A 25,336-nucleotide genomic window follows, 5' to 3' on the forward strand; every position below is an offset into this window, starting at 1 on the left:
CGCGGGATCCGGTCGGCGCCGGCCGGTCGGCGCGGAGCCTATGCCACCCGGGCCGCACCCGCGAAAGGCATTTCGCTGATCGGCGCCACGCGCACCGGTGCGCCCGGACGCGGGGCGTGGATCATCTGGCCGCCTCCGATGTAGAGCCCGACGTGGGTGATCCCGGAGTAGAAGAACACCAGGTCCCCCGGAGCCAGTTCGGAGCGCGACACCCGATGGCCCGTGTTGATCTGGGTGTACGTGGTGCGGGGCAGCGAGACGCCCGCGGCCTTCCAGGCGGCCTGGGTGAGGCCGGAGCAGTCGAAGGACGCGGGGCCGGTGGCGCCCCAGACGTACGGCTTGCCGAGTGCCCCGTACGCGAAGGCGACGGCCTGTGCCGCACGGGGGTTGGGGGCGGCGACGGAACCGCGCGGGGTGTGGCGGTCGGCCCGCACGGCCGGGCCGCCGTGCCCGGCGTCCGCGGAGCGCTCGTAGTCGGCGCGCTGGGCGGCGGTCAGGGTGGCCAGGAGCCTCTGGGCGTCGGCGAGCCTGGTGCGGACCGCTACCTTGTGCTTCTTGAGATCGGCCTGGCGGGACGCCAGGACCGCGAGCTCGTCCTCGGCCCGGGCGCGCAGCTGGGCCACCTCGCCGATCTGCCGGCGTACGCCCTGGAGGGCACCGGCCTGGCGGTCGCCGGCCCGGTCCAGGTACGAGGCCCGCTCCAGGTACTCGTCGGGGTCGGAGGAGAGGGCCAGCCGGACGGCGGGGTCGATGCCGCCGCTGCGGTACTCCGCCGCGGCGAACGAACCGAGCGCGTTGCGTGCGGCGTTGAGGCGGTCGGTCCTGCGTGCGGCCTCGTCGCGCAGCGCGTCGAGGGACCTGGCCGAGGCGGCGGCCTTCTCCTTCGCGCCGTTGTACTTCTCGGTGGCGACCTCGGCGTCGTGGTACAGCCGGTCCACCTTCGCCCTGACCTGGGCCGGGGAGAGCTGGGGATCGGCCTGGGCGGCGCCCTCCAGGGCGGTCGCCGCCGCCCCTGCGAACGCCAGAGTGGCTGCGGTGCGGGCAGCAGGGCCGGTGAAGAAGCGCTGCTTGGGCTTGCGGTGAGCGGCTTTGCGATGGGCGGCCACGAGGGCGTGGGTCCTTCCGTTCGACTGCCCGTCGGGGAAGTGCCGGCGGGCCCGCCAGGAGATCCGTCGGCGGGCCACCAAAGGGGGAGTGGGTCCACCGCCGGATCTCCTGGCGGGGCGACCGGGGTGCCGCCCTGTACGGGGGCGGCGGTGAAGAACCGGTCACCTGGGATGGACGCTAAGCCCGAGGCATGGGGAAGAGGCGTAATGACGACTATTGACTCAATCTGACGTTTCGATCTCTTCGAATGACCGGAAAAATCAACCGGAGTCCGGCAATTCGTGCCAGGTGCGAGCGAACTCGTAAGGAAGTCCTACCTGGCCGAAGAGTGGTGATATGCCCGCGGCTAGGCTGCGGCCATGGACGTACTCATCAATGTCTTCGTGGCCCTGCACATCATCGGTATCGCCTCCCTGCTGGGCGGCTTCCTGACCCAGATGAAGGCCATGGGGGCGGGCACGGCCCGCTTCGTGCCCGCCATGCTGCACGGGGCGCTGACCATGCTGGTCACGGGGATCGCCCTCGTCGGGCTCAACCAGGCCGACGACCAGACGGTGAACAACGTCAAGATCGGCATCAAGCTGGTGATCCTGATCGTGATCCTGGCGCTCGTCTACGTGAGGCGGGACGAGGAGCGGGTGGGGAAGGGCGAGTTCGCCGCCGTCGGCGGGCTGACGGTCGCCAACATCTTCATCGCCACGCTCTGGACCTGAGTGGGCCCGTCCGGCGCGGTCCGCTTCCCTGAGCGGACCGGCCCCCGGTCCAGGGGCCGGTCCGTGCTTCGCGGGCGGGGCCGCCCGGTGTGCGCGGCGAGCGGGGCGGGCGTACGAGCCGTTCGGGCCCGTACGCCCGCCCCCGTAACGCCCGCCCTGCGTGCGCCCCCCGTATGCCCGCCGTGCGCCCGTCCGCCGTTACGCCGGGCGCACGCTGCCGTAGATCGGCATGGAGTAGATCGACTCCTCGCGGACGTTCGCGCCCGGCTTCGGTGCGTGGATCATCATGCCGTCGCCCTTGTAGATGCCGACGTGGCTGATGTCGTCGTAGAAGAAGACCAGGTCGCCCGGCTGCAGATCCGCCGTGGCCACCCGGGTGCCGACCTTCACCTGGTCCCAGGTCGTGCGGGGCAGGTCGACGCCCGCCGCCTTCCAGGCGGCCTGGGTCAGGCCGGAGCAGTCGTACGAGGACGGGCCCGTCGCCCCCCAGACGTACGGCTTGCCGATCTGGGCCCGGGCGAAGGACAGGACCTTGTCGGCCTTGGACGCGTAGCCGCTGTCGGATCCGGTGCCGCTGCCCGTCCCCGTGCCGGAGTCCGCCTCCCCCGCGGAGGCTTCCTCCTCCGCCGCCCGGTCTGCCTCCGCCTTCGCCTTCGCGGCGGCGGCCTGCTGGCGGGCGAGCTCCTCCGCCTTGCGCTCGGCCTCCGCCTCCTTCTTGCGCTCCAGCTCCGCGAGGCGTGCCTTCTCCTCGGCGGTCAGCTTCGACAGCAGGGTGCGGGCCTCGGCCAGCTTGTTCTGCACCTGCTGCTTGCTGCTGCGCAGCGTGGCCTGCGACTCGGTCAGCGTCTCCAGGCTCTTCGTCGCCTCGACCCGCTTGGCCGCCGCCTCGTTCTGCTGCGTGCGGAAGTCGCCGACCGCCTTCTGCTGCTGGGCGGTCATCCGCGCCATCAGCTGGTCCTGGTCGAAGTACGCCTGCGGGTCGTCCGCGAGGAAGAACGTCGCCGTCGGGGCGATCGCACCGCCGCGGTACTGGGCGGCCGCGTAGTGGCCCAGCTCCCGGCGCGTCTCGTTGAGCTTGTCGGCCCGCTTCGCCGCGGCCTCCAGGAGGCTGTCGACCCTGGAGCGCTGCTGCGCGGACGCGGTCTTCGCCTTGTTGTACTGCTGCGTCGCGGTGCCCGCCTGGCGATACAGGTCGTCGACCTTCTTCTGTACTTCCTCGACGCTGGGTTTCGGCTCCGTCGGAGCGGCCGTCGCGCTCTGCGTCGAGAGCAGGGTGACGGAGGCCAGCGCCGCCGTCGTGAAGCCGACGGCGGGGGTGGTGCTGCGCACCCGCGTGCGCGGCTTGCGATGCGATGCCAAGACCGGCATCTCCTTCCGTGGACCGCCTACCGGGTTAGCTGTCGGGTTCGGGCGGAACGGAAGGCTGCCCTACGGTCCTGGGGGCGGACCGATTCACCCCGGTGCTGCGTGTGGGTCCCCGGTTCCGGCCCCCGCGAGGGCGGCACGGATTCGGCGGGGGCGCCCGTGTGGCGTAGGTCGCCTCAAAGGGGTACGGGTCACCCGTCGGAGCACGCTAACCAACCCGTGGTGTCCCTGTGAAGGTTGATGTTCGATATGCCCGATACATTTCTGTGACCTTCGCACACCGGCTGTCCGCGGGGCGGTTCCGGGCCCGGAATTCCTACGCACCGTGGGCGGACGGTCTCCGTACGCTTACGGATCCGGCCCTCGTGCCGAATGCGGCCCCGGGGTGTCGGTGCGGCGGCCTAGACTCGTCAAGCGATGAGCAGCCTCTTTGACGACAGTTTCCTGACCGGCCTCCAGCAGGCGGACGAAGGCCCCCCGCCGCCCCCCGAGGGCCAGGCGCCCGAAGCGGTGCCGGAGGGCCTCTTCGAGGACGTCTTCGACACGCCTCCGCCGCCGCGCGACGCGTACTACCGCGACGGCGCCCCGCGCCCCGTCGTCGACTCCGCCGCGCTGCTCGACGGGCTGAACACCGAGCAGCGTGCCGCCGTCGTGCACGCCGGATCCCCGCTGCTCATCGTGGCCGGGGCGGGCTCGGGCAAGACCCGGGTGCTGACGCACCGGATCGCCCACCTGCTGGCCGAGCGCGGGGTGCACCCGGGGCAGATCCTGGCGATCACCTTCACCAACAAGGCCGCCGGTGAGATGAAGGAGCGCGTCGAGCAGCTCGTCGGGCCGCGCGCCAACGCCATGTGGGTCATGACGTTCCACAGCGCCTGCGTGCGGATCCTGCGCCGCGAGTCGAAGCTTCTCGGCTTCACCTCGTCGTTCTCGATCTACGACGCCGCCGATTCCAAGCGCCTGATGGCGCTGGTCTGCCGCGATCTGGACCTCGACCCCAAGCGCTACCCGCCGAAGTCGTTCACGGCGAAGGTCTCGAACCTGAAGAACGAGCTGATCGACGAGGAGACCTTCGCCGGTCAGGCCGCCGACGGCTTCGAGAAGACGCTGGCCCAGGCCTACGCGCTCTACCAGGCGCGGCTGCGCGAGGCCAACGCCCTGGACTTCGACGACATCATCATGACGACGGTCCACCTGCTCCAGGCGTTCCCCGACGTCGCCGAGCACTACCGCCGCCGCTTCCGGCACGTCATGGTCGACGAGTACCAGGACACCAACCACGCGCAGTACACCCTGGTGCGTGAGCTGGTGGGCCCGGCCGGCGAGGCCGACGCCCCGGGCGAGCTGTGCGTCGTGGGCGACGCGGACCAGTCGATCTACGCCTTCCGCGGCGCGACCATCCGCAACATCCTCCAGTTCGAGGAGGACTACCCGGACGCGAAGACGATCATGCTGGAGCAGAACTACCGCTCCACGCAGACCATCCTGTCCGCGGCCAACGCCGTCATCGAGCGCAACGAGAGCCGCCGCCCCAAGAACCTCTGGACGAACGCGGGCGCCGGCACCCGGATCACCGGCTACGTCGCCGACACCGAGCACGACGAGGCGCAGTTCGTCGCCGACGAGATCGACCGGCTGACGGACACCGGGGACGTGAAGGCGGGCGACGTCGCCGTCTTCTACCGCACGAACGCCCAGTCCCGTGTCTTCGAAGAGATCTTCATCCGTGTCGGGCTGCCCTACAAGGTCGTCGGGGGAGTGCGCTTCTACGAGCGCAAGGAGGTCAGGGACGTCCTGGCCTACCTCCGGGTCCTCTCCAACCCCGAGGACACCGTCCCGCTGCGCCGCATCCTCAACGTGCCCAAGCGGGGCATCGGCGACCGCGCCGAGGCGATGATCGACGCGCTGTCGCTGCGCGAGAAGATCTCCTTCCCGCAGGCGCTGCGCCGCGTCGACGAGGCGTACGGCATGGCGGCCCGGTCGGCGAACGCCGTGAAGCGGTTCAACACGCTCATGGAGGAGCTCCGCACGATCGTGGAGTCGGGGGCGGGGCCGGCGGTCGTGGTGGAGGCCGTCATGGAGCGGACCGGCTACCTCGCCGAACTCCAGGCGTCCACCGACCCGCAGGACGAGACCCGCATCGAGAACCTCCAGGAGCTCGCCTCCGTCGCCCTCGAGTTCGAGCAGGAGCGGGCGGAGGACGAGGGCGCGGGCACGCTCGCCGAGTTCCTGGAGAAGGTCGCGCTCGTCGCCGACGCCGACCAGATCCCCGACGAGGACGAGGACGGCTCCGGTGTCGTCACGCTGATGACGCTGCACACCGCCAAGGGCCTCGAATTCCCCGTGGTGTTCCTGACCGGCATGGAGGACGGTGTCTTCCCGCACATGCGCGCGCTGGGTCAGGTGAAGGAGCTGGAGGAGGAGCGCCGGCTCGCTTATGTCGGCATCACGAGGGCCCGTGAGCGGCTGTACCTGACCCGGGCCTCCATGCGCAGCGCCTGGGGACAGCCTTCGTACAACCCGCCGTCGCGGTTCCTGGAGGAGATCCCGGACCAGCACCTGGAGTGGAAGCGCAAGGGCCCGATGGCGGCTCCGGCGGGACCGACGTCGGGGATCACCTCGTCGCTGTCCTCGTCGCGCTCCAAGGCGGGGCCCTCGGGCTTCGCGACCCGGCGCTCCGCGGACAAGCCGGTGGTCACGCTGGTGGCGGGGGACCGCGTCACGCACGACCAGTTCGGTCTGGGCACGGTGACGGCCGTCGAGGGGTTCGGGGACCAGGCGAAGGCCACGGTCGACTTCGGCGACGAGCGCCCGAAGAAGCTGCTGCTGCGGTACGCACCGGTCGAGAAGCTCTAGGAGCCGGACCGGCGGAGGCGGCGGAGGGGCCCGGGTCCACGCCCGGGCCCCGGGGTCTCAGGTGGGACTGAGGCCGTGACTGCGGAGCCACGCCAGCGGGTCGATCGCCGCACCGCCGCCGGGCCGCACCTCGAAGTGCAGGTGCGGGCCGGTGGAGTTGCCCGAGTCCCCCGAGTACGCGATGACGTCACCGGCCTTGACCGGGCCGGAACGGATCTTCGCGGCGCTGAGGTGGCAGTACCAGGTCTCGGTGCCGTCGGCCGCGGTGACGATCACCATGTTCCCGTAGGCGCTGTTCAACTGGGTGCGGACGGTGCCGTCGGTCGCCGCCATCACGGGGGTGCCGAGCCCCACGGGGAAGTCGATGCCCGTGTGCGCGGACATCCAGTTCACTCCCGCCTGGCCGTAGTAGGCGCTGAGACCGTGCTGATTGACCGGCAGGGCGAACTTGGGGCGCGCCGCCTCGCGGCGTGCGGCCTCGTCCTCGCGCTTCTTCTTGTCCGCTGCCTGGCGCACCTTCAGGTCGATGCGCTCCTGGGTGCGGCTGGCGCGGTCGGCGAAGTTCTCGGCGTCGGCGCTGAGATTGGCGAGCTGGGTGTCGAGCTTGTTGTTGGCGACGGCCGGCTCGATCGTCTCGGCGGCCGCCACGGACGTGGAGTCGTCCTTCTGCTCCTCGGCACCGCCGACGCCGCTCACTGAGGCCGCGGCGATTCCCGCGACGCTCATGACGCAGGCGGAGGGAACGGCGACGGTGAGGAGCGCGGAGCGCTTCGCCGGGGTGCGGCGCCGGCCGCGGCTGCCGCCGCGGGGGGCGGAACGGCCCACGGGGTGCGCCGCCGGGGCGGGGCGGGGCGCGGTCACGTCGATGACGTCAGCGGTCTCGGTGACCGCGTCGTGGTGACCGGCCGGGGTGTACGCCTCGGCCGGGCTGTACGCGTCGGCGGGGTCGTGCTGGTCAGCCGGGCTGTAGGCGTCGGCCGGGTCGTAGGTGTCGGCCGGGTCGTACCGGTCGGCGGGGTCGTACGCAACGGAATCCGTGTGTGCCTCGGACTCCGCTTCCGGGGCCGTGGTCCCGGGGGTTGCGTCCGTGTGGTCCTGGCCGAACTCGGCGGTCCCGTACGGCTCGTAGGGAGCGGCCTGGTGTTCGTATGCGGGATACGACGTCTGTTCGGGTGCGTACGCAGCGGTCTCGGGCGTGCCGCCGGTGTTCCATGCGGTGGCGTCGTAGGTGCCCGTGTCGGCCGTTCCGTACCCGGAGGTCTCGAAGACCGGTGCCGTGTAGGTGCCCGTGGCGTAGGCCGTGCTGCTGAACGTCGAGGTGGGGAAGGCCCCGGTGTCGCCCGCCGCCCACTGGTCCGCCTGGCCCGTGTGGTCCCAGCCGGTGGTGTCCCACTGGCCCGTGGCGTCCGCCCCGGGGTGCGCCGCCTGCGCAGGGATCCCGGCCTCGGGCATCCAGGTGGCAGTGGTGTCGTACGTCTGCTGCGGGGCCTGCGCCGCGTAGGCGTCGTACGAGGCCTGCTGGTGCGCTCCGGTGTCCCACTGGCCGCCGTGCTGCGCGGTGTCGTACTGGCCCGTCGTCTGAGGGGCGCCGGTTGCGTGAGCGGTGTCGTAGCCGCCGTGGGTGTTGTCGTACGCGGTGGTGTAACCGCTGCCGTACGCCGTTTCGTGACTGCCGTCCTGATGGTCCGACAGGGACCCGAAGAGCGGATCGGTGTCGAAGCCTCCGGTGGACCGGCTGTCGTATCCGGCGTATCCGGCGTGGGGGTGCTGGTCGTTCACCAACTTCTCTCTCGCCTCGGCAGCAGGACCTGTTCTGGGTCCGGTGGGGGAATCCCAGGGGTGAGCAGTGGCCGCGACTGTACCCGGCGGTATGCGACGACGACAATCTTCAGCAGGTTTTACGGCCGCAGGAAACGGGCAATCGAACGCCTTTCGGCGAACTCCGGAAACATGCTTGGCCCTATGTTCGAAATTAGTTCTATTTCGTCGGTCCCCCTCAGGCCGCGGAAGCCGCTCCTGGGGTGCTGAGAGATGCCGAATCGTCCGATTCGAGTGCCTGGCGGATCGCGGATGCGACCGCGGGGTGCACGGTCAGCGCCAGATGGCCGATGCCGGTGACCCGCACATTCACCGTGTCGAGGTCGGGGTGGTCGATGCAGGCGGTCTCGACCGGAACCATCACCCGGTCTAGCTCGCTCCAGAAGCTGACGAACCGGGTCCGGCAGCCGGGGGCCGGACGGCGCAGTTCCTCGATCAGGTCCGAGCCGCTGCGCATCTGGCGGACGATGGGGTGCGCGCCCGCCACCGGGGCGACGGCGGTGCCGCTGTGCGGGGTGCCCAGGGTGACGAGCGTGCGCACCCGCCGGTCGCCGCCGAGCCGCTGTACGTAGTACCGCGCGATCAGACCGCCGAGGCTGTGCCCCACGATGTCGATCTCGCGGTGCCCCGTACGGGCGCAGATCTCCTCTACGTGCCGGCCCAGCAGCTCGGCCGCCGTGCGGATGTCGCAGGTCAGCGGGGAGTAGTTGAGGGACTCCAGATGGTGCCAGCCGTGCCGGGAGAGGGAACGGCGGAGCAGGACGAAGACGGAGCGGTTGTCGATGAAGCCGTGCAGCAGCACCACGGGCGGGCGGTCGTCGGCCGACGGCTGTTCGAGCCTCCCGGCCGACGGGGCGACGGTGCCGACGGCTTCGGCCGAACGGGTGAGGGGAGGAGTCGCCGCGGGCGACGCCCCGCCGTGGTCGCCGGACGGGTCATCGGTCCCGGGGTCGACGGCCGGGCTGGGCGCGACCGCGGGGGTCCTCCGCCGGGGTGTGAGGCCGGAGGGGTAGATGAGCACATGCCCGGCGAGGATCGCCAGCTCGAGGGCGGTGGCCCTCACCAGCGCCGATGACAGCCAGGCGGGGCGCAGACACGTCAGGCGCAGTAGTAGGGGTGGGAAGGACAGGACCTTCATGGCCGACCTCCTGCACTGGCACGCGGGGGAGGCGGCTCCCTGCCCCGTACGCCCTCACGGGGTGTCGCGGTGGAGGCGGGCTGCGGCCCTGCTCGGCCGGGGGTCGTACCACCGTGCCGTGCGGCTGACGGCGCGGTGGTACGACGACCTCGTAGCGGCTCCCCTCGCGACCGCCCCTGCACGGCCCGAGGGCCGCCTGACGCAGGGTGCGACGCTTGGCGAACATGTCCCACGTGTGATTTCCCCCTCCCCGCCCACCGCGAAACGGCGCCGTACGAGATGCTGTGGATAACGTTCGTTCACATCCCCGGCCCTTCAGGCACGGGAGACGCATCTGGAGGCAGTGATGGGTGTGACCGGTCCGATCCGTGTGGTGGTGGCCAAGCCGGGCCTCGACGGCCACGACCGCGGGGCGAAGGTGATCGCGCGGGCGCTGCGGGACGCGGGCATGGAAGTCATCTACACGGGGCTCCACCAGACTCCCGAACAGATCGTGGACACGGCGATCCAGGAGGACGCCGACGCGATCGGCCTGTCCATCCTCTCCGGTGCGCACAACACGCTCTTCGCGAAGGTCATCGCCCTCCTGAAGGAGCGCGAGGCGGAGGACATCAAGGTGTTCGGCGGCGGCATCATCCCCGAGGCGGACATCCCTCCGCTGAAGGAGCAGGGCGTCGCGGCGATCTTCACCCCCGGGGCCACGACGGCGTCGATCGTCGACTGGGTCAACACCCACGTCCGTCAGGGCGCGGAGGCCTGAGCCGGGCCCGGGGGATCTCCGGGCCGCTGCCACTCCACGGGGCCGCTGCCATTCCGCCGGGCCGCCTGCCGGATCGCGTGTCGGATCGTGCGTCGACCGGAGCGCCTGCGCTCCGGGCCCGGAGCGGCCCTGCACCGGCCGGGAGCGGCCCTGAGGGGGCCCATCGGGGTGCGGCCGTCGGGTCCCGTGCGGCCTGCCCGGAGCGCGTGCCCGTCGGCGGGAGCCCTCGACTGCCCGGGGCGAGTGCCTGGAGGCAGGAGCCCGGGCTGACAGGGGCCCGGATGTCGCCCGTGGGAGTCCGCCCCGGGCCGCCGGGGCCGGGTGCGGCAACTGCCGGTCGCCCGTCGCACGCACGGTGGGCCGCCGGCCAGCCGCCCGTCCCGATCCGTCCTGTCCGGCCCGTCAGACGGCGCCGGGCCCGCCGACGTCCGTGCCGTCCGGGGCGTCGGGTGTCAGCTCCGCGTCCATGGCCGCGCGCAGGCGCAGGGTGGAGACCAGGCGCTGGAACGCCTCCGACCAGTAACCGCCCGCGCCCGGTGAAGCGCCCTCCGGTTCGTCGGGAGTGGTGGTGAGCACCTCCAGCCGGCCCGCCTCCGCAGGGTCCAGGCACCGCTCGGCGAGGCCCATCACCCCGCTGAAGCTCCACGGGTAGCTCCCCGCGTCCCGGGCGATGTCCAGCGCGTCCACCACCGACCGGCCGAGCGGCCCGGCCCACGGGACGGTGCAGACGCCGAGCAGCTGGAAGGCCTCGGACAGACCGTGTGCCGCTACGAAGTCCGCCACCCACAGGGCCCGTTCGGCCGGGGGGAGAATGGCGAGGAGCTTCGACCGTTCCGCCAGGGACGCCGTCCCGGGGCCGTTCGCCGGCGGGGTCGAGGGGGCGCCGAGCAGGGCCCGCGCCCAGTCCGGATCCCGCTGTCGCACGGCCGCCCGACACCAGGCGGCGTGCAGCTCCGGCCCCCAGCCGTCGGCCACGGGCAGCGCGACGATCTCCTGAGCGGAGCGGCCCCCGAACCGCTCCCCCCAGACGGCCAGGGGGCCGGCCTCCACCAACTGGCTCAGCCACCACGACCTTTCACCGCGGCCGGAGGGAGGCACCGGCACCACACCGTCGCGCTGCATGGCGGCGTCGCACTCGTGCGGGGCCTCCACGGCGACGGACACGGCGGCACCCGTACGGTCAGGATTCACGCAGGACGTGGCTCGGTCCGCCATCCGCCGTGCGAGCGCCGATTCCGGCAGGGCCGACAGCAGTTCGGCGGCCGTGGCGCGGACATTACGGCTGCGGTCCGCCAGCGCCACCTCCAGGAACGACTCGTCGTCGCCGCGGAGGCCCGTCCGCAGTGAATCGAGGAACATCAGCCTGTCCTCGGCGCGCTCCGTGGACCAGGTGGTGGCGAGCAGTTCCCGCGCCGCGGCGGGATCCTCCGCCCGAACGGCGGCGAGGAGCGCGACCCGCTCCGCGAACAGGCCCTCCTCCCACAACCGGCGCACCGCCTCCGGGTCCTCGACGGCGGGCCGACGCGCATGCCCCGGTGAGGTCCGCAGCGCGAACCTCCACTCCGGATTCAGCCCGGCCAGCCAGAGCCCGCGCGGGCCGGCGAACTCCAGCACGGCCGGTCGCAGGTCCGTGCGCGCCCGCGCCGCGTCCAGCAGCGCCGGCAACAGGTCCGCCGGAGCACGGAATCCGCGCGCTCCGGCGGACGCCAGCCACTGCGGGATGAGCTCGGTGAGGTCGGGGGCGGTACCCCGCCGCCCGGCGGCCGCGGGTGCGGACCGGTCGGCGAGCAGCTGCGCGAGCCGGCGCCGGGCGGCTGCGGGAAGCGGTGGCCGGGGGTCCGCCGGGGCGGGTTCCGGCGCGGGCGCCCCGGACGCCGGGAGCAGTGCGGCACGACGCCGCACGGTGTGGAGCGCCGCCGCGTCCAGCAGGGCAGCCGGTCCGTCCGCGGCACCGGCGCCCCGCGGACCGGCCCGCAACGGGCGCCGGTCGGTTCCGAGCAGTGCCGAGGTGACGAGTTCTTCCCACGGGGTGTGCACGGGCGTGGCGGCCGTCGAGGTGGCGGTGGAAGACATCGGTACCTCCGGTTGTCCGGGAAGTCGTGGATCAGGAGATGGGGTCGCGTCAGACGAGCGCCACGGTCGTGCCCGCCCCCACGTCGTCCGCGGCCTCCGGGCACCAGGCGGCGAGCGGGTCGAAGCCGCGGTGCCCGCACTCGCCGAACACCGTCACAGGGCGGCCCCCGGAGAGCGCCACGAGCCTCCACAGGCCCGGTCGGGACACCGCGGAGGAGGCGAGCGGCAGGGCGGAACCGTTCGTCGCCCCGACCAGCTGCCAGCCGCCGCCGTCCCCCGACGGCACGGGCACGACCTCGCTGAGGGTGGCCGGCCACGAGTCCAGCCACGGATCGTCCAGCAGGGCACGCCCGTACGCGGCGGCGGCGTCGGCCGTCGTCCCGCCGGCCGGCGGTGCCGTGGCGGCGACGGGGGTGCCGAACCGCTCCCCCAGCTCGGCCCGCAGCCGGCCCCCGCCCGGATACGGCGTCACCTCGGCATCGATCGTCACGCCCACCGGCAGCGACAGGCCGGGCGAGCGGCCTGCGGCCCCGAACGACAACAGCAGCGCCGTGCGCCCCGACCGGCTTCCGTGCAGCCAGGTGCGGCGGGCGACGACCCTGCCGTCCGGTGTGTCGTACTGAGCGAGGACCATCCACCGGTCACGGACCGCGGGGCCCTCCGCGGGGAGCGTCAGCCCGACCCTCGTACGCACGGTCGCCGCCAGCGGGCCGGGCAGCCGGTCGAGCCCCAGCCACGCCGAGTCCAGCAGGTGCAGCAGCGCGCACTCCTCCAGGAGTCGCGTCGGCCAGCCCGGACCCGACGCCGGTATCGAGCCCAGCTCACGCACCCGCCCGGCGAGTCCCGGAGCCTGTGCGTCGACCATCCGGGCCGCGGTCTCCTCCCACTGGCCGTACCCGGGACGGCCGGCCGCCGCCAGCCCGCCGCGCAGCAGGTCGTCGAGACGCTGCTCCAGCTCCTGTGCACCCCCCGTGATCCGCGCGGCACGGCGGTCGGCCCGCTTCCTCGCCGCCTCCGGATCCGCCGGACCCGCAGGGGGGCGTCCGCCCGCCGGGGCCGCCGCGCGTCTGCGGCGGTCCTCCCACCACTCCTCGGCCCAGTCCGGCGCCCGCGCCTCGCCCGGCCGTAACGCGGCGTCGTCGGAGGCCCAGAGGAGCAGCAGCCCCAGCGCGTGCTTGCACGGGAACTTCCGGCTCGGGCAACTGCACGTGTACGCGGGCCCGTCCATGTCGATCGCCGTGCGGTACGGCGTGCTGCCGCTTCCCCGGCACAGCCCCCACAGCGTCCTCCCACCGCCGGGGCCCGCCGCCGACCACGAGCGCCCCGAGCCGAGTCTGCTGCCCGCCTTCCGTGATGCTTCGTCAGGAGCCATGGCCAGCACCTGGTCCACCGTCCAGCGCGCCACCGGGCCGGTGGCGGGCGAGGATTCTCCCCCGTGAGATAGCAGCATGGGTACGACGGTAGGACGCCCCTCTGACAATGCGCCCCGACCTGCGACTTCACCTGGCCCAGGACGTCCTGGGCAGCGCCGTGCGCACGTCCTCGGGGAGAGGAGCGTGCGGAGACCGGCCTACGGCGGGTGGAACGGCCGTGCGGCCGTCGCCCACCGGGCGGTCCACCCGGCCCGGGCCCACGGCCGGGGCCGATTGTCAGTGGCATGGTGCACGGTGGATCCACATCGGGTCGAACGATCTGGAGGGGGATCCATGACCGCGTCCGCATCCGTGCACACCGCAGCCGCCGACAGCGGCGGTGAGGTCCTGAGGCCGCATGCCGAGAACGTCTTCGCCGACGAGCTGAAGGCGCTCGCCGCAGCCGACGACCGTCCCAGGCCCGCCCGTTGGAAGCTGTCGCCCTGGGCCGTCGCCACCTACCTCCTCGGCGGTTCGCTCCCGGACGGCACGGTGATCACGCCGAAGTACGTGGGCCCGCGCCGTCTCGTCGAAGTGGCCGTGACCACGCTCGCCACCGACCGTGCCCTGCTCCTCCTCGGCATGCCGGGCACCGCCAAGACCTGGGTGTCCGAGCACCTCGCCGCAGCGGTCAGCGGAGACTCGACCCTGCTCGTCCAGGGCACCGCGGGCACACCCGAGGAAGCCGTCCGCTACGGGTGGAACTACGCGCAGTTGCTGGCCCACGGACCCAGCCGCGACGCGCTCGTGCCGAGCCCGGTCATGCGCGCCATGTCCGAGGGCATGACCGCCCGGGTCGAGGAGCTCACCCGCATCCCCGCCGATGTGCAGGACGCGCTCATCACCATCCTGTCGGAGAAGACGCTGCCCGTCCCCGAGCTGGGCCAGGAGGTCCAGGCCGTACGCGGCTTCAACCTCATCGCCACGGCGAACGACCGGGACCGCGGGGTCAACGAGCTCTCCAGCGCCCTGCGCCGCCGCTTCAACACCGTCGTCCTGCCACTGCCCGGGACCCCCGAGGCGGAGGTGGACATCGTGTCCCGGCGCGTCGGCCAGATAGGGCGTTCCCTCGACCTTCCGGCGGCCCCCGACGGCATGGCCGAGATCAGGCGCGTCGTCACGGTCTTCCGCGAACTGCGCGACGGCATCACGACGGACGGCCGTACCAAGCTCAAGTCGCCCTCCGGGACGCTGTCCACCGCCGAGGCCATCTCCGTCGTCACCAACGGCCTCGCGCTGGCCGCCCACTTCGGCGACGGCGTGCTGCGGTCCGGCGACGTCGCGGCCGGCATCCTCGGCGCTGTCGTCCGGGACCCCGCGGCGGACCGCGTGGTCTGGCAGGAGTACCTGGAGACCGTGGTCCGCGAGCGGGACGGCTGGAAGGGCTTCTACCGCGCCTGCCGCGAGGTCTCCGCATGACGGTCCGCACGACGGGTTCCGCCATGTCCGGCGGCCCGCTGCTGCTCGGAGTGCGCCACCACGGGCCGGGCTCGGCCCGTGCCGTCCTGGCCGCCCTGGATTCCGTACGGCCGCGCGCGGTGCTCGTCGAGGGCCCGCCCGAGGGCGACGCGCTCCTGCCGCTGGCCGCCGACGAGCGGATGCGGCCGCCCGTGGCGCTGCTGGCCCACGCCGTGAACGACCCGGCGCGCGCCGCGTTCTGGCCGCTGGCCGACTTCTCGCCCGAGTGGGTGGCGATCCGATGGGCGCTGGCGCACCGGGTTCCCGTGCGCTTCGTGGACCTGCCCGCCGCCCATTCCCTCGCCATGACGGAGCCGCCGGCCGGCCGGCCGGCGGACACGGTCCTCGATCCGATCGCCGTCCTCGCCGGGACGGCAGGCTACGACGACCCGGAGCGCTGGTGGGAGGACGTCGTCGAGCACCGTTCCACGGACGGTGCCCCGGCCGACCCGAGGGCTCCGTTCGCCGCCCTCGCCGAGGCGATGACGGCACTGCGCGAGGCGTACGGGGACGGAGGACAGCCACGGGACGCCGTCCGGGAGGCCCATATGCGCATCCAGCTGCGCACCGCCCGCAAGGAGTTCGGCGACGACATCGCCGTCGTCTGCGGTGCCTGGCACGTCCCCGCTCTCGCCACCAGGACGACCCTCGCCGCCGACCGGGCCCTCCTCAAGGGGATCCCCAAGGTGAAGACGGAGCTGACCTGGGTGCCCTGGACCCATCGCCGGCTCGCCCGGCACAGCGGATACGGCGCGGGGGTCGCCTCGCCCGGCTGGTACGGGCACCTCTTCGGCGCACCCGACCGGCCCGTCGAGCGCTGGATGACGAAGGTCGCGGGAATGCTGCGCGAGGAGGACAGACCCGTCTCCTCCGCCCACGTCATCGAAGCCGTCCGCCTCGCCGGGGCGCTGGCCGCCCTGCGGGACCGTCCGTTCCCCGGCCTCACCGAGGCCACCGACGCGGTCCGGGCCGTCATGTGCGAAGGGTCCGACGTGCCGCTCGCCCTCGTCCACGCCCGGCTCGTCGTCGGCGAGACCCTCGGCGAGGTACCGGACACCGCGCCCGCCGTACCCCTCCAGCGCGACCTGACCCGGCACCAGCGGACCCTGCGGCTCAAGCCGGAGGCGCAGGAGCGGGAGCTGGGCCTCGATCTGCGCAAGGACACCGACGCGGCCCGCAGCAGACTGCTGCACCAGCTGCGGCTCCTGGGCATCAGCTGGGGCGAACCCGTGGCCGGCCGGGGCAGTACGGGGACGTTCCGGGAGAGCTGGCGGCTGCGCTGGGAGCCGGAGCTGTCCGTACGGATCGCGGAAGCCGGCGTGTGGGGCACCACGGTGCTCTCCGCCGCGACCGCCAGGGCCGAGTCGGAGGCCGCCTCGGCGACCACGCTCGCCGACGTCACCGCGCTGGCCGAGCGCTGTCTGCCGGCCGGGCTGACCGAGGCGCTGTCCCTCGTCATGAGAGCCCTCGCCGACCGGGCGGCCCTCGACGCGGACGTAGGCCACCTCGCCGACGCCCTGCCCGCCCTGGCCCGCTCCCTGAGGTACGGCGACGTGCGGTCCACGGACACGACGGCCCTGGGTGAGGTCGCCGTCGGCCTCGCGGAGCGGATCTGTGTCGGCCTGCCGCCCGTCTGCACCGGCCTCGACGCGGACGGCGCGGTGGAACTGCAGCACCGGATCGAGGGGGTGCACACGGCGGTCGGGATGCTGGCCGCCGCCGTGCCCGCGGACGGGCTGCGGGAGCGCTGGGCCGGCGTCCTCGGCAAGCTGTCCGCCCGGGACGCGGTCGCGGGTGTGATCCGGGGCCGTGCCACGCGCCTCCTCCTGGACGACGGGCGGCTCGCCGAGGAGGAGGCGGCACGGCTGATGAGTCTGGCGCTCTCACCCGGCACACCACCGGCCGACGCCGCGGCCTGGATCGAGGGCTTCGTGGGCGGGGCGGCGGGCGGCGGCATGCTCCTCGTCCACGACGAGCGGATCCTCGGACTCGTCGACACCTGGCTGACCGGCGTACCGGCCGATCTGTTCACCGATGTGCTGCCGCTGCTCCGCCGTACGTTCTCAGCCTACGAACCAGGAGTACGGCGCACCCTGGGCGAGCTCGTCCGCCGCGGTCCGTCCGCCGCGGCGGCGCGCGGTGCGGACACGGCCGGCATGCCGGGCTTCGGCCCCGGCCTCGATGAGGAGCGGGCGGACGCGGTGCTCCCGGTGCTCCGGTTGCTGCTCGGGCTCGACGACGCGGCGACGGGCGGGGCGACCCGATGACGACGGATCGTGCGGATGCGAGCGAAGGGGAGAACACGATGACGACGCCCCCGGCCGCCGACGAGCGGCTCAGGCGCTGGCGCATGGTGCTCGGCGCGGACGCCGCAGAGAGCGCCGGGCACACACTCACCGGACGTGACGTCCCCATGGACGGCGCGCTGACCGCGCTGTACGGCGGCGGGAAGAAGCCGGGCGGCCGGGGCGGCGGCGACCGCTCCGCGGGACTCGGGTCGTCGGCCCCGTCCGTCGCCCGCTGGCTCGGCGACATCCGTACGTACTTCCCGAGCTCCGTCGTCCAGGTCATGCAGCGTGACGCGATCGACCGCCTCGGGCTGTCCGCCCTGCTGCTGGAGCCCGAGATGCTGGAAGCCGTGGAGCCCGACGTACATCTCGTCGGCACACTGATCTCGCTCAACAAGGCCATGCCGGAGACGACGAAGGAGACCGCACGGGCCGTCGTGCGCAAGGTCGTCGACGACCTGGAGAAGCGCCTGGCCAGCCGCACCAGGGCGACACTCACCGGAGCCCTGGACCGCTCGGCCCGTATCGGCGCACCGCGTCACCGGGACATCGACTGGGACCGCACCATCCGGGCCAACCTGAAGAACTACCTGCCCGAGCACGGCACGGTCGTCCCCGAGCGCCTCATCGGATACGGGCGCGCGAACCGGGCCGTGCGGAAGGACGTCATCCTCTGCATCGACCAGTCCGGGTCCATGGCGGCCTCCGTCGTCCACGCCTCGGTCTTCGGAGCGGTGCTCGCGTCCATGCGCACCCTGACGACCCGGCTCGTCGTCTTCGACACGGCCGTGGCCGACCTCACCGATCAGCTCGACGACCCGGTCGACGTGCTGTTCGGCACCAGGCTCGGCGGCGGTACGGACATCAACCGCGCGCTCGCCTACTGCCAGTCGAAGATCACCCGGCCCGCCGACACCGTCGTCGTGCTCATCAGCGATCTCTACGAGGGAGGCATCCGCGACGAGATGCTCAAGCGGGCCGCCGCGATGAAGGCATCCGGTGTGCAGTTCGTGACGCTGCTCGCCCTCTCCGACGAGGGCGCGCCCGCCTACGACCGGGAGCACGCGGCCGCGCTGGGGGCGCTCGGCGCACCGGCCTTCGCCTGCACGCCGGACCTCTTCCCGGAGGTCATGGCGGCCGCGATCGAGAAGCGGCCCCTGCCGATACCGGCCACCACCTGAGGAGGCCGCCGCCTACGGAGGCCACCACCTGCCGCCGGATCCGCCCGGACCCGCGCCGACCCCGTGCCGGCCCCACCCCGCGCCGACACGGCCGTCACCGGCCCAGCGCTGCCCCGCGGGCCACCGGTGCCGTACGAGCCGGCCCGCTCCCGCCGGGTCGCCACCGGTGTCACGCGGGCCGGCGCCGGTCGCGCACGAGCCGTCACCGATCCGGACGGGCAGACCGACGGTCCCGACCGGCCCGACACCGCTCCGACCGTCCGGCGGCCGCGACCCGGGGGGCACGCTTCCCGGCCCGGGAACCGCCCGGGCGCCCCGGCGAGCACTCCGTTTTGTCCCTCGCGCCCCGGTCACCAGCGCGGTCTGTGACTGTTATCACCGCGCAGGTGCTATCCGCAATTTAGGGTCCGGCCGAGCGCGGGGATAACCTGCCGGATGGACATGCCGCGTACTCGGACACCGTGTGCGCCTCCCTAGTGACTGCGCAGTCACGTTGCCCTCGCGGCACGCCCACGCAGAAAACGAACCGCGAGACCACTAAAAGGGACGGACGCGCGTGGACCTGTTCGAGTATCAGGCGAGGGACCTCTTCGCCAAGCACGGTGTACCGGTGCTGGCCGGTGAAGTCATTGACACGCCTGAGGCAGCCCGCGAGGCGACCGAGCGGCTGGGCGGCAAGTCCGTCGTCAAGGCGCAGGTGAAGGTCGGTGGCCGAGGCAAGGCCGGCGGCGTGAAGCTGGCGGCAGACCCGGATGAGGCGGTCGCTCGCGCGACCGACATCCTCGGCATGGACATCAAGGGCCACACGGTCCACAAGGTGATGATCGCCGAGCTGTCCCCGGAGATCGAGGCGGAGTACTACGTCTCGTACCTCCTCGACCGCACCAACCGCACCTTCCTCGCCATGGCGTCGGTGCAGGGCGGCATGGACATCGAGGAGGTCGCGGAGAAGACTCCCGAGGCCCTCGCGAAGGTCCCGGTCAACGCCGTCGACGGCGTGGACATCGAGAAGGCCCGCGAGATCGTGGCCCAGGCGAAGTTCCCGGCCGAGGTGGCCGAGGGTGTCGCCGAGGCCATGGTGACCCTGTGGGACACCTTCGTCGCCGAGGACGCGCTCCTCGTCGAGGTCAACCCGCTGGTGAAGACCAAGGACGGCCGCATCCTGGCGCTGGACGGAAAGGTGTCTCTCGACGAGAACGCCGACTTCCGCCAGCCCGGCCACGAGGCGCTCGAGGACAAGGCCGCGGCCAACCCCCTCGAGGCCGCCGCCAAGGCCAAGAACCTCAACTACGTCAAGCTCGAGGGCGAGGTCGGCATCATCGGTAACGGTGCCGGTCTGGTCATGTCGACCCTGGACGTCGTCGCGTACGCCGGTGAGAACCACGGCAACGTGAAGCCCGCCAACTTCCTCGACATCGGTGGCGGCGCCTCCGCAGAGGTCATGGCGAACGGCCTCGAGATCATTCTCGGCGACCCGGACGTCAAGTCCGTCTTCGTCAACGTCTTCGGTGGCATCACCGCGTGCGACGAGGTCGCCAACGGCATCGTCCAGGCGCTGGAGCTGCTCAAGACCAAGGGTGAAGCGGTCACCAAGCCGCTCGTCGTGCGCCTCGACGGCAACAACGCGGAGCTGGGTCGCAAGATCCTCTCCGACGCCAACCACCCGCTGGTGCAGCGCGTGGACACCATGGACGGCGCGGCCGACAAGGCCGCCGAGCTCGCCGCGGCTGCGAAGTAAGGAAGAGGGACTCAGACCACCATGGCTATCTTCCTCACCAAGGACAGCAAGGTCATCGTCCAGGGGATGACCGGCTCGACGGGCATGAAGCACACCAAGCTCATGCTCGCCGACGGCACCAACATCGTCGGCGGCGTGAACCCGCGCAAGGCCGGCACGACCGTCGACTTCGACGGCACCGAGGTACCGGTCTTCGGCTCCGTCGCCGAGGCGATGGAGAAGACCGGCGCGAACGTGTCCGTCCTCTTCGTGCCGCCGGCCTTCTCGAAGGCCGCCGTCATCGAGGCGATCGACGCAGAGATCCCCCTCGCCGTCGTGATCACCGAGGGCATCGCCGTCCACGACTCGGCCGCCTTCTGGGCGTATGCCGGCGCGAAGGGCAACAAGACCCGGATCATCGGCCCGAACTGCCCGGGTCTCATCACCCCCGGTCAGTCCAACGCGGGCATCATCCCGGGCGACATCACGAAGCCCGGCCGTATCGGTCTCGTGTCCAAGTCCGGCACGCTGACCTACCAGATGATGTACGAGCTCCGTGACATCGGCTTCTCGTCCGCCGTCGGCATCGGTGGCGACCCGGTCATCGGTACGACGCACATCGACGCCCTCGCGGCGTTCGAGGCCGACCCCGACACCGACCTCATCGTGATGATCGGCGAGATCGGCGGCGACGCCGAGGAGCGTGCGGCCGACTACATCGCGAAGAACGTGACGAAGCCGGTCGTCGGTTACGTCGCGGGCTTCACCGCGCCCGAGGGCAAGACCATGGGCCATGCCGGCGCCATCGTCTCCGGCTCCTCCGGCACGGCCGCCGCCAAGAAGGAGGCCCTCGAGGCCGCCGGCGTGAAGGTCGGCAAGACGCCGACCGAGACCGCCAAGCTGGCGCGCGAGATCCTCGGCGGCTGACCGCGCGCCGTGGCGGCCCGTCCGCCGCGGCACCGCGTCACCCGTGGCAACGGCGCGGGCCCGCACCCCTCATCCAGGGGGTGCGGGCCCGCGCCGTTGCCGTCATCGGTCAGGGGATCCGCGGCACCAGGCGTTCCGGACCGTGCGCGAGCTCGCCGCGCAGTGCCTTCTGCAGCTTCAGATCCTGCGGTGTGAGCCGCTGCGGGCCGCCCCGCGGGGGTACGCCGCCCACCCGTTCGGCGGGTGCCAGCGGCTGCTCGTACTGGGCGGGGGTCGTCTTCAGCGTGAACACCGTCGTACCGATCAGCACCGCGCAGAAGCAGATCGCCGCCCGCGTCCAGAGCTCGGCCCTGCGCTCGCTGCCCCGGCGGACCGCCCGGGCCGGGGGCCGGGCGGGCTCCTGGTCGACCGCGGACAGGGCCAGGGTGCCGAGCCGCTCGTGGAGCAGCGCGGACTGTTCACCGGGCGAGGTGGGACCGGCCAGCTCGGGGATCCGTTCGGCGAGCGCGGCCCGTGCGTTCATCAGCCGGTTCGCCGCGGCGGGGGTGCTCGCCTCGGTCTCCGCCGCCGTCTCCGGCAGGTCCAGCCCCACACCGTCGTAGAGCAGCAGGGTGCGACGGTACGAGGGCGGCAGCTCCAGCAGCGCGTCGAGGAGGGCACGGCGTCCCGGATCGTCCGGGCGCGTGTCGGGCCGGCGGTGTGCGCGGCGCAGCCGGTGCCAGGGGGACATCGCGTACTCGTGGGCGGCCGCCCGCACCCAGCCGGCCGGGTCGCGGTCCCTGGCGACCTCGGGCCAGCGGTGCCAGGCGAGCTGGAAGGCGTGCTCGACGGCCTCCCGGGACAGCTGCCGGCGCCCGGTCAGCACATAGGTCTGACAGACGAGGGCGGGCGCGGTGTGTGTGTACAGAGCGTCGAACGCCTCCTCGGCCGTCGGGGCCCCCGGCCGAGGGGCGGCAGGGGCGGTCGCGCCCGGTGGCGGGGAGGTCGCTGCCGGTGCGGCGGGGGAGGGCCCGGCCGGTGCGGAGGCGGTGGTCCCGGTGCCCGAGGTGGCACCGGTGTCGGGCTCGTTCGGGGACATCGTGGCGCTCCCGGTGGCTTCGACGGAGGGGGGCGAGGCGTCCCGCACCGCGGCGCGGGACGCGTCGGCGCCGATCAGCCCGGCGTACGCCGTGCGCCGGCGTCCCCGTGGGCTGGTGCGCCCTGATTCCCAGGCGCGGACGGTGGCAGGCGTGACGCCCACGGCCGCCGCCACCTGCTCCTCACTCAGTGCTCTGGCCTCACGCAGCCTGCGGCGCTCCTCGGGGGAGGGCAGGGGGGCGGCGGCCGGACCGGTGGTTCTCCGTGTCATACCCGGCCCTCGGCGGCACCACAATGGGTGAAAAAGTACATAAACGTATATTGGGCGACACAGCGGCCGTTCGCCCGTTACACGAAATAAGCGCGTGTCGTTGGCAGCATGGCCGGGTGACCCAAGTGACCGAGCGCAGCCCGATGTTGCCGGCCGACCGGAGCAGGTCCGCCGTACTGGCCTCCGCGTTTGCACGCGGGGCGATCGCGGCGGGGCTCGGGCTGGGCTCGCTCGCCGTGCTGGTCGTGGTGCTGTGGATCATCTCCCCGTACCCCGACAGTGGCCCGGGCGGCGCCCTGCACGTCGCGGCCGGGCTCTGGCTCCTCGCGCACGGCGCCGAGCTCGTCAGGTCCGACACCCTCGGCGGACATCCGGCCCCCGTGGCGACCGTCCCGCTGCTGCTCGTCATCCTGCCGGTGTGGCTGGTGCACCGCGCCGCCCGGGATTCCGCGGAGAGCGACGAGGATCCGTCGGGGGAGCACTCGGCGATCGGTGCGTTCTGCGCGGTGAGCGCCGGATACCTGCTGGTGGCGATGGCTGCTGCCGCCTACGCGCAGGGCGGCTGGCTGCCGGCTGAGCGGACCTCGCTCGCCTTCCCGCTCGCCGTCGTGGTGACCGGTGCGGCGGCGGCCGGGGTCTGGGCGGCGCACGGGCACCCGCTGGGTCCACTGCTGGCCTGGGCGCCGCTCGCCGTGCAGGAGGCCGCTGCCCGAGCCCGCTTCAGGGACGCGGCGGAGACGGCCCTCCGGGCGGCGACGGCGGGGGTGGTGGTGCTGCTGGGTGGCGGGGCGCTGCTCGTCGCCGTGGCACTGGTGTGGCACGCGGGTCCGACGCAGGAGTCGTTCCTGGCGCTGTCGGGACACTGGGCGGGCCGGGTCGCCGTCCTGCTGCTGGCGCTGGCGCTCGTGCCGAACGCGGCCATGTGGGGGGCCGCCTACGGGCTCGGGCCCGGCTTCGCCCTCGGTACGGCCTCCACGGTCACCCCCCTGGCCTTCACCGGGCGGCCCGCCCTGCCGGACTTCCCGTTGCTCCACGCCGTCCCGGCGCAGGGCCCGGGGACGATGGCGAACTGGGCGGCCGTGGCAGTGCCCGTCGCCGCCGGCCTGGCCGTCGCCCGCTTCACCGCACAGGGGGCGGCGCCCGTCCGGGGGGAACGGCGGGGCGCCTGGAGGTTCGGTGTGACGGCGCTGGTGGCGATGCTCGCGGCCATGGGCTGCGGTGCGGGTGCGGCGGTGCTCGCGGCGGCGTCGGGCGGCCCGCTGGGTACGGGGGCACTGGCGGAGTTCGGCCCGGTGTGGTGGCTGGTGGGCCCTGCCGCGCTCGCCTGGACGGCCCTGATCGGTGTCCCGGCGGCGCTGCTGCTCAGGGCGTGGAGACTGCGGGAGAACCCATGGCGCTGGCGGCGGGACCTGGCCGCGGACCTGGCCGAGGCGCCGGCCGGGAAGCGGGCCGTGGGGAAGACCGGGACGCCGACCGAGGAGAGGGCGGCGAGGAAGGAGCGGAAGAGAGCGGAGAAGAGGGCGGCGAAGGAGGAGCGGCGGAGGGCCCGGGCGGTGTCCGGCCGGCACGAGCCGGAGGAGGGGGCGGCGGAGCCGTACGAGTTCCTGTCGGCCGACCCGTGGCACGAGGACGGTGCGAGGAAGGCCCGGTGGGCCTCGCTCCGGAAGGTTTCCGGCGGCTTGATGGCGGACGTCCCCGCAGACCGGGACACCGTCTCATGGCCCGGTCCGGTTCCCGGCCCCGAGGCGGACCCCGGCCCGAAGGCCGATCCCGGCACCGGCCCCGGTCCTGATCACAGGGCGGACCCCGGTCCTGCCCCCGGCCCCGTACCCACGAAGGACTCCGGACCCGGCCCCCGGGAAGGCCCCGCACCCGCACCCGCCCCCGAGGCCGACCTCGATCCCGTTCTCGCCCCCGGCGCCGAAGCAGAACCCGGTCCCCGCCCCGGCCCCGGTCCCGCACCCGATCCCGCCCCCGGCACCCTTCCGGACCTCGGCCCCGCACCGGAAACGGGCCCCGTTCCCGAACCGGGTCCCACTCCTGAGACCGGCCCCGTACCCACGAAGCACTCCGCTCCCGGCCCCGTCCCCCGGACCGGCTCCACCCCCTGAACGGGGCCCGGCCGGGTTCGGGATGCCCGAGGGCACCTGAACCCGGCCGGAAGGCCGTCGGCCGACTGTCCCTCCCGGGACTACTTCTTCACGCCGAAGAGGGGCTCGAGCGGATCGGGCAGCAGATCGTTGCAGGCCAGGGCGCCCGTCTTGGTGAGGGAGTCGTTCACGCAGGTGTAGTAGTCGCGGTAGACCAGCTCGACCGTGTAGCTGGTGGCGACGATCGTCAGCGCGAGGAGCGCGGTCACCAGGCCGCTCACGGCCGCCGTCGTCTGCTGCCGACGGCTGATCTGTCCGGAGCCGGAGGCCGGGCCGGGGGCGGCGCCCGTACCACCCGGAGCCGTCCCGGACACCGCTGCGGCCGCCGGGGTGCGGTCCTGGGCCCCGCCGGACGTCGCCGCGTCGGACACCCCGGCCTTCCGCGGCCCCGTGCGCAGGGCGCTGATCGACCAGTACACGGCGAGGGCGCCGAGGAGCAGGGCGATCTCCTGGAAGTCGAAGAGAGCGAAGAAGAACGCCCACATACCGCCCAGCACCGCGTAGCGGGCGCGCCGCTGAGCAGGGTCGGTGGGGTCCCAGCGCATTCCGCCGGAACCGCCTGCGGGTCCGCCCTTGCCACCCTGCCCGCCGGTACCGCCGGAGCGGCTGCCGAAGCCGCCGTTCTGCCGGCCCGGCTGGTGGTCGCTCCACTGACTGCCCCAGGCGGGGCGGTCGTCGGACGGGCCGTCACCGCCGTCCCCGTTGCCCTGGTCCCCCGCGCCGGGGGACGGGTGGCGGGGCTGCCACGGCTGGTCGGGCCGGTCCTCGGGCGGCGCGGCGAACGGATTGTCGTCCGTGGGCGCGGGGGCGGACCCGGAGGCGGAGGAGGACCCCGAGGCGGAGGAGGGCCCCGACGCGGGCGAGGAACCCGAGTCCGAGGAGGAACCCGACGAGGAGGAGTCCGGCGACGAGGGCCGGCGTTCCCGCATCAGCGCGGATGTCCGCTCGGGCAGTGGGTGGCCAAAGGCGGTGCGGCGGCGGTCCGGCATGTGGTGAACGTCTTCCCCATCTCGTCATGTCCGCCC

17 protein-coding genes and 1 riboswitch are annotated in these 25,336 nt (G+C 73.1%); of the genes, 9 read left to right on the top strand and 8 right to left on the bottom strand.

Going from position 1 to position 25,336, the window contains the following annotated elements:
* Positions 1-38: 38 nt before the first annotated feature.
* Positions 39-1,106 (bottom strand): C40 family peptidase, encoded by a 1,068-nt coding sequence (locus tag OG927_RS20190; RefSeq protein WP_056797717.1) that lies wholly within the window; start codon positions 1,104-1,106, stop codon positions 39-41.
* 360 nt (positions 1,107-1,466) lie between these two features.
* On the opposite strand from OG927_RS20190, the gene OG927_RS20195 reads away from it, so the two are divergent.
* On the top strand, positions 1,467-1,820 hold the full coding sequence (locus OG927_RS20195) for a hypothetical protein (protein WP_056796381.1): 354 nt from the start codon (positions 1,467-1,469) through the stop codon (positions 1,818-1,820).
* Between the two features lie 198 nt (positions 1,821-2,018).
* On the opposite strand, the gene OG927_RS20200 is transcribed toward OG927_RS20195, so the two are convergent.
* A complete protein-coding gene (locus tag OG927_RS20200; RefSeq protein WP_056796378.1) occupies positions 2,019-3,188 on the bottom strand; it encodes a C40 family peptidase in 1,170 nt (389 codons plus the stop codon).
* Positions 3,187-3,345: riboswitch (cyclic di-AMP (ydaO/yuaA leader) on the bottom strand. Its footprint overlaps the gene before it by 2 nt.
* Positions 3,346-3,602: 257 nt before the next feature.
* Between OG927_RS20200 and pcrA the strand changes: the two genes are divergently transcribed.
* Positions 3,603-6,041, top strand: a complete 2,439-nt coding sequence (gene pcrA / locus OG927_RS20205) for a DNA helicase PcrA (RefSeq protein ID WP_056796375.1) — start codon at positions 3,603-3,605, stop codon at positions 6,039-6,041.
* Between the two features lie 57 nt (positions 6,042-6,098).
* Here pcrA and OG927_RS20210 read toward each other — a convergent pair whose 3' ends face one another.
* Both OG927_RS20210 and OG927_RS20215 read right to left on the bottom strand, forming a co-directional pair.
* Positions 6,099-7,820 carry a M23 family metallopeptidase gene (locus tag OG927_RS20210; protein WP_209469879.1) on the bottom strand — a complete coding sequence of 574 codons (1,722 nt, stop codon included), beginning with the start codon at positions 7,818-7,820 and terminating at the stop codon, positions 6,099-6,101.
* Positions 7,821-8,037: 217 nt separating this feature from the next.
* Complete coding sequence (locus OG927_RS20215) at positions 8,038-8,997, bottom strand: esterase/lipase family protein (protein ID WP_330320576.1); 960 nt, start codon at positions 8,995-8,997, stop codon at positions 8,038-8,040.
* A 346-nt stretch (positions 8,998-9,343) separates the two neighbouring features.
* Between OG927_RS20215 and OG927_RS20220 the strand changes: the two genes are divergently transcribed.
* The gene (locus OG927_RS20220) at positions 9,344-9,757 is read left to right on the top strand and encodes a cobalamin B12-binding domain-containing protein (RefSeq protein WP_056796366.1); all 414 of its coding nucleotides are present in this window, start codon (positions 9,344-9,346) and stop codon (positions 9,755-9,757) included.
* A 402-nt stretch (positions 9,758-10,159) separates the two neighbouring features.
* On the opposite strand, the gene OG927_RS20225 is transcribed toward OG927_RS20220, so the two are convergent.
* Both OG927_RS20225 and OG927_RS20230 read right to left on the bottom strand, forming a co-directional pair.
* Complete coding sequence (locus OG927_RS20225) at positions 10,160-11,830, bottom strand: DUF5691 domain-containing protein (RefSeq protein ID WP_056796363.1); 1,671 nt, start codon at positions 11,828-11,830, stop codon at positions 10,160-10,162.
* 49 nt (positions 11,831-11,879) lie between these two features.
* Positions 11,880-13,280, bottom strand: a complete 1,401-nt coding sequence (locus tag OG927_RS20230; RefSeq protein ID WP_330320577.1) for an SWIM zinc finger family protein — start codon at positions 13,278-13,280, stop codon at positions 11,880-11,882.
* 256 nt (positions 13,281-13,536) lie between these two features.
* Between OG927_RS20230 and OG927_RS20235 the strand changes: the two genes are divergently transcribed.
* The 5 genes from OG927_RS20235 to sucD all read left to right on the top strand — a co-directional run bounded on the left by OG927_RS20235 (position 13,537) and on the right by sucD (position 20,813).
* Positions 13,537-14,661 (top strand): ATP-binding protein, encoded by a 1,125-nt coding sequence (locus OG927_RS20235; protein ID WP_330320578.1) that lies wholly within the window; start codon positions 13,537-13,539, stop codon positions 14,659-14,661.
* Positions 14,658-16,967, top strand: coding sequence for a DUF5682 family protein (locus OG927_RS20240; RefSeq protein WP_330320579.1), 2,310 nt, complete (start codon positions 14,658-14,660; stop codon positions 16,965-16,967). Before OG927_RS20235 ends, OG927_RS20240 begins: the two co-directional genes overlap by 4 nt.
* A 38-nt stretch (positions 16,968-17,005) precedes the next feature.
* Positions 17,006-18,169, top strand: a complete 1,164-nt coding sequence (locus OG927_RS20245) for a VWA domain-containing protein (RefSeq protein ID WP_330320580.1) — start codon at positions 17,006-17,008, stop codon at positions 18,167-18,169.
* Between the two features lie 556 nt (positions 18,170-18,725).
* A complete protein-coding gene (gene sucC, locus OG927_RS20250) occupies positions 18,726-19,907 on the top strand; it encodes an ADP-forming succinate--CoA ligase subunit beta (protein WP_056796348.1) in 1,182 nt (393 codons plus the stop codon).
* A 21-nt stretch (positions 19,908-19,928) separates the two neighbouring features.
* Positions 19,929-20,813 (top strand): succinate--CoA ligase subunit alpha, encoded by an 885-nt coding sequence (gene sucD, locus OG927_RS20255; RefSeq protein WP_056796344.1) that lies wholly within the window; start codon positions 19,929-19,931, stop codon positions 20,811-20,813.
* A 109-nt stretch (positions 20,814-20,922) separates the two neighbouring features.
* On the opposite strand, the gene OG927_RS20260 is transcribed toward sucD, so the two are convergent.
* Positions 20,923-22,161 (bottom strand): sigma factor-like helix-turn-helix DNA-binding protein, encoded by a 1,239-nt coding sequence (locus OG927_RS20260; RefSeq protein ID WP_330320581.1) that lies wholly within the window; start codon positions 22,159-22,161, stop codon positions 20,923-20,925.
* 143 nt (positions 22,162-22,304) lie between these two features.
* Here OG927_RS20260 and OG927_RS20265 point away from each other — a divergent pair, with 143 nt between their 5' ends.
* Positions 22,305-24,272 carry a cell division protein PerM gene (locus OG927_RS20265; protein WP_330321336.1) on the top strand — a complete coding sequence of 656 codons (1,968 nt, stop codon included), beginning with the start codon at positions 22,305-22,307 and terminating at the stop codon, positions 24,270-24,272.
* 80 nt (positions 24,273-24,352) lie between these two features.
* Here OG927_RS20265 and OG927_RS20270 read toward each other — a convergent pair whose 3' ends face one another.
* Positions 24,353-25,300 (bottom strand): hypothetical protein, encoded by a 948-nt coding sequence (locus tag OG927_RS20270; RefSeq protein ID WP_209469873.1) that lies wholly within the window; start codon positions 25,298-25,300, stop codon positions 24,353-24,355.
* Positions 25,301-25,336 lie beyond the last annotated feature (36 nt).

Origin of the sequence: Streptomyces clavifer (assembly GCF_036345975.1) — a bacterium.
GTDB classification, from domain to species: domain Bacteria; phylum Actinomycetota; class Actinomycetes; order Streptomycetales; family Streptomycetaceae; genus Streptomyces; species Streptomyces clavifer.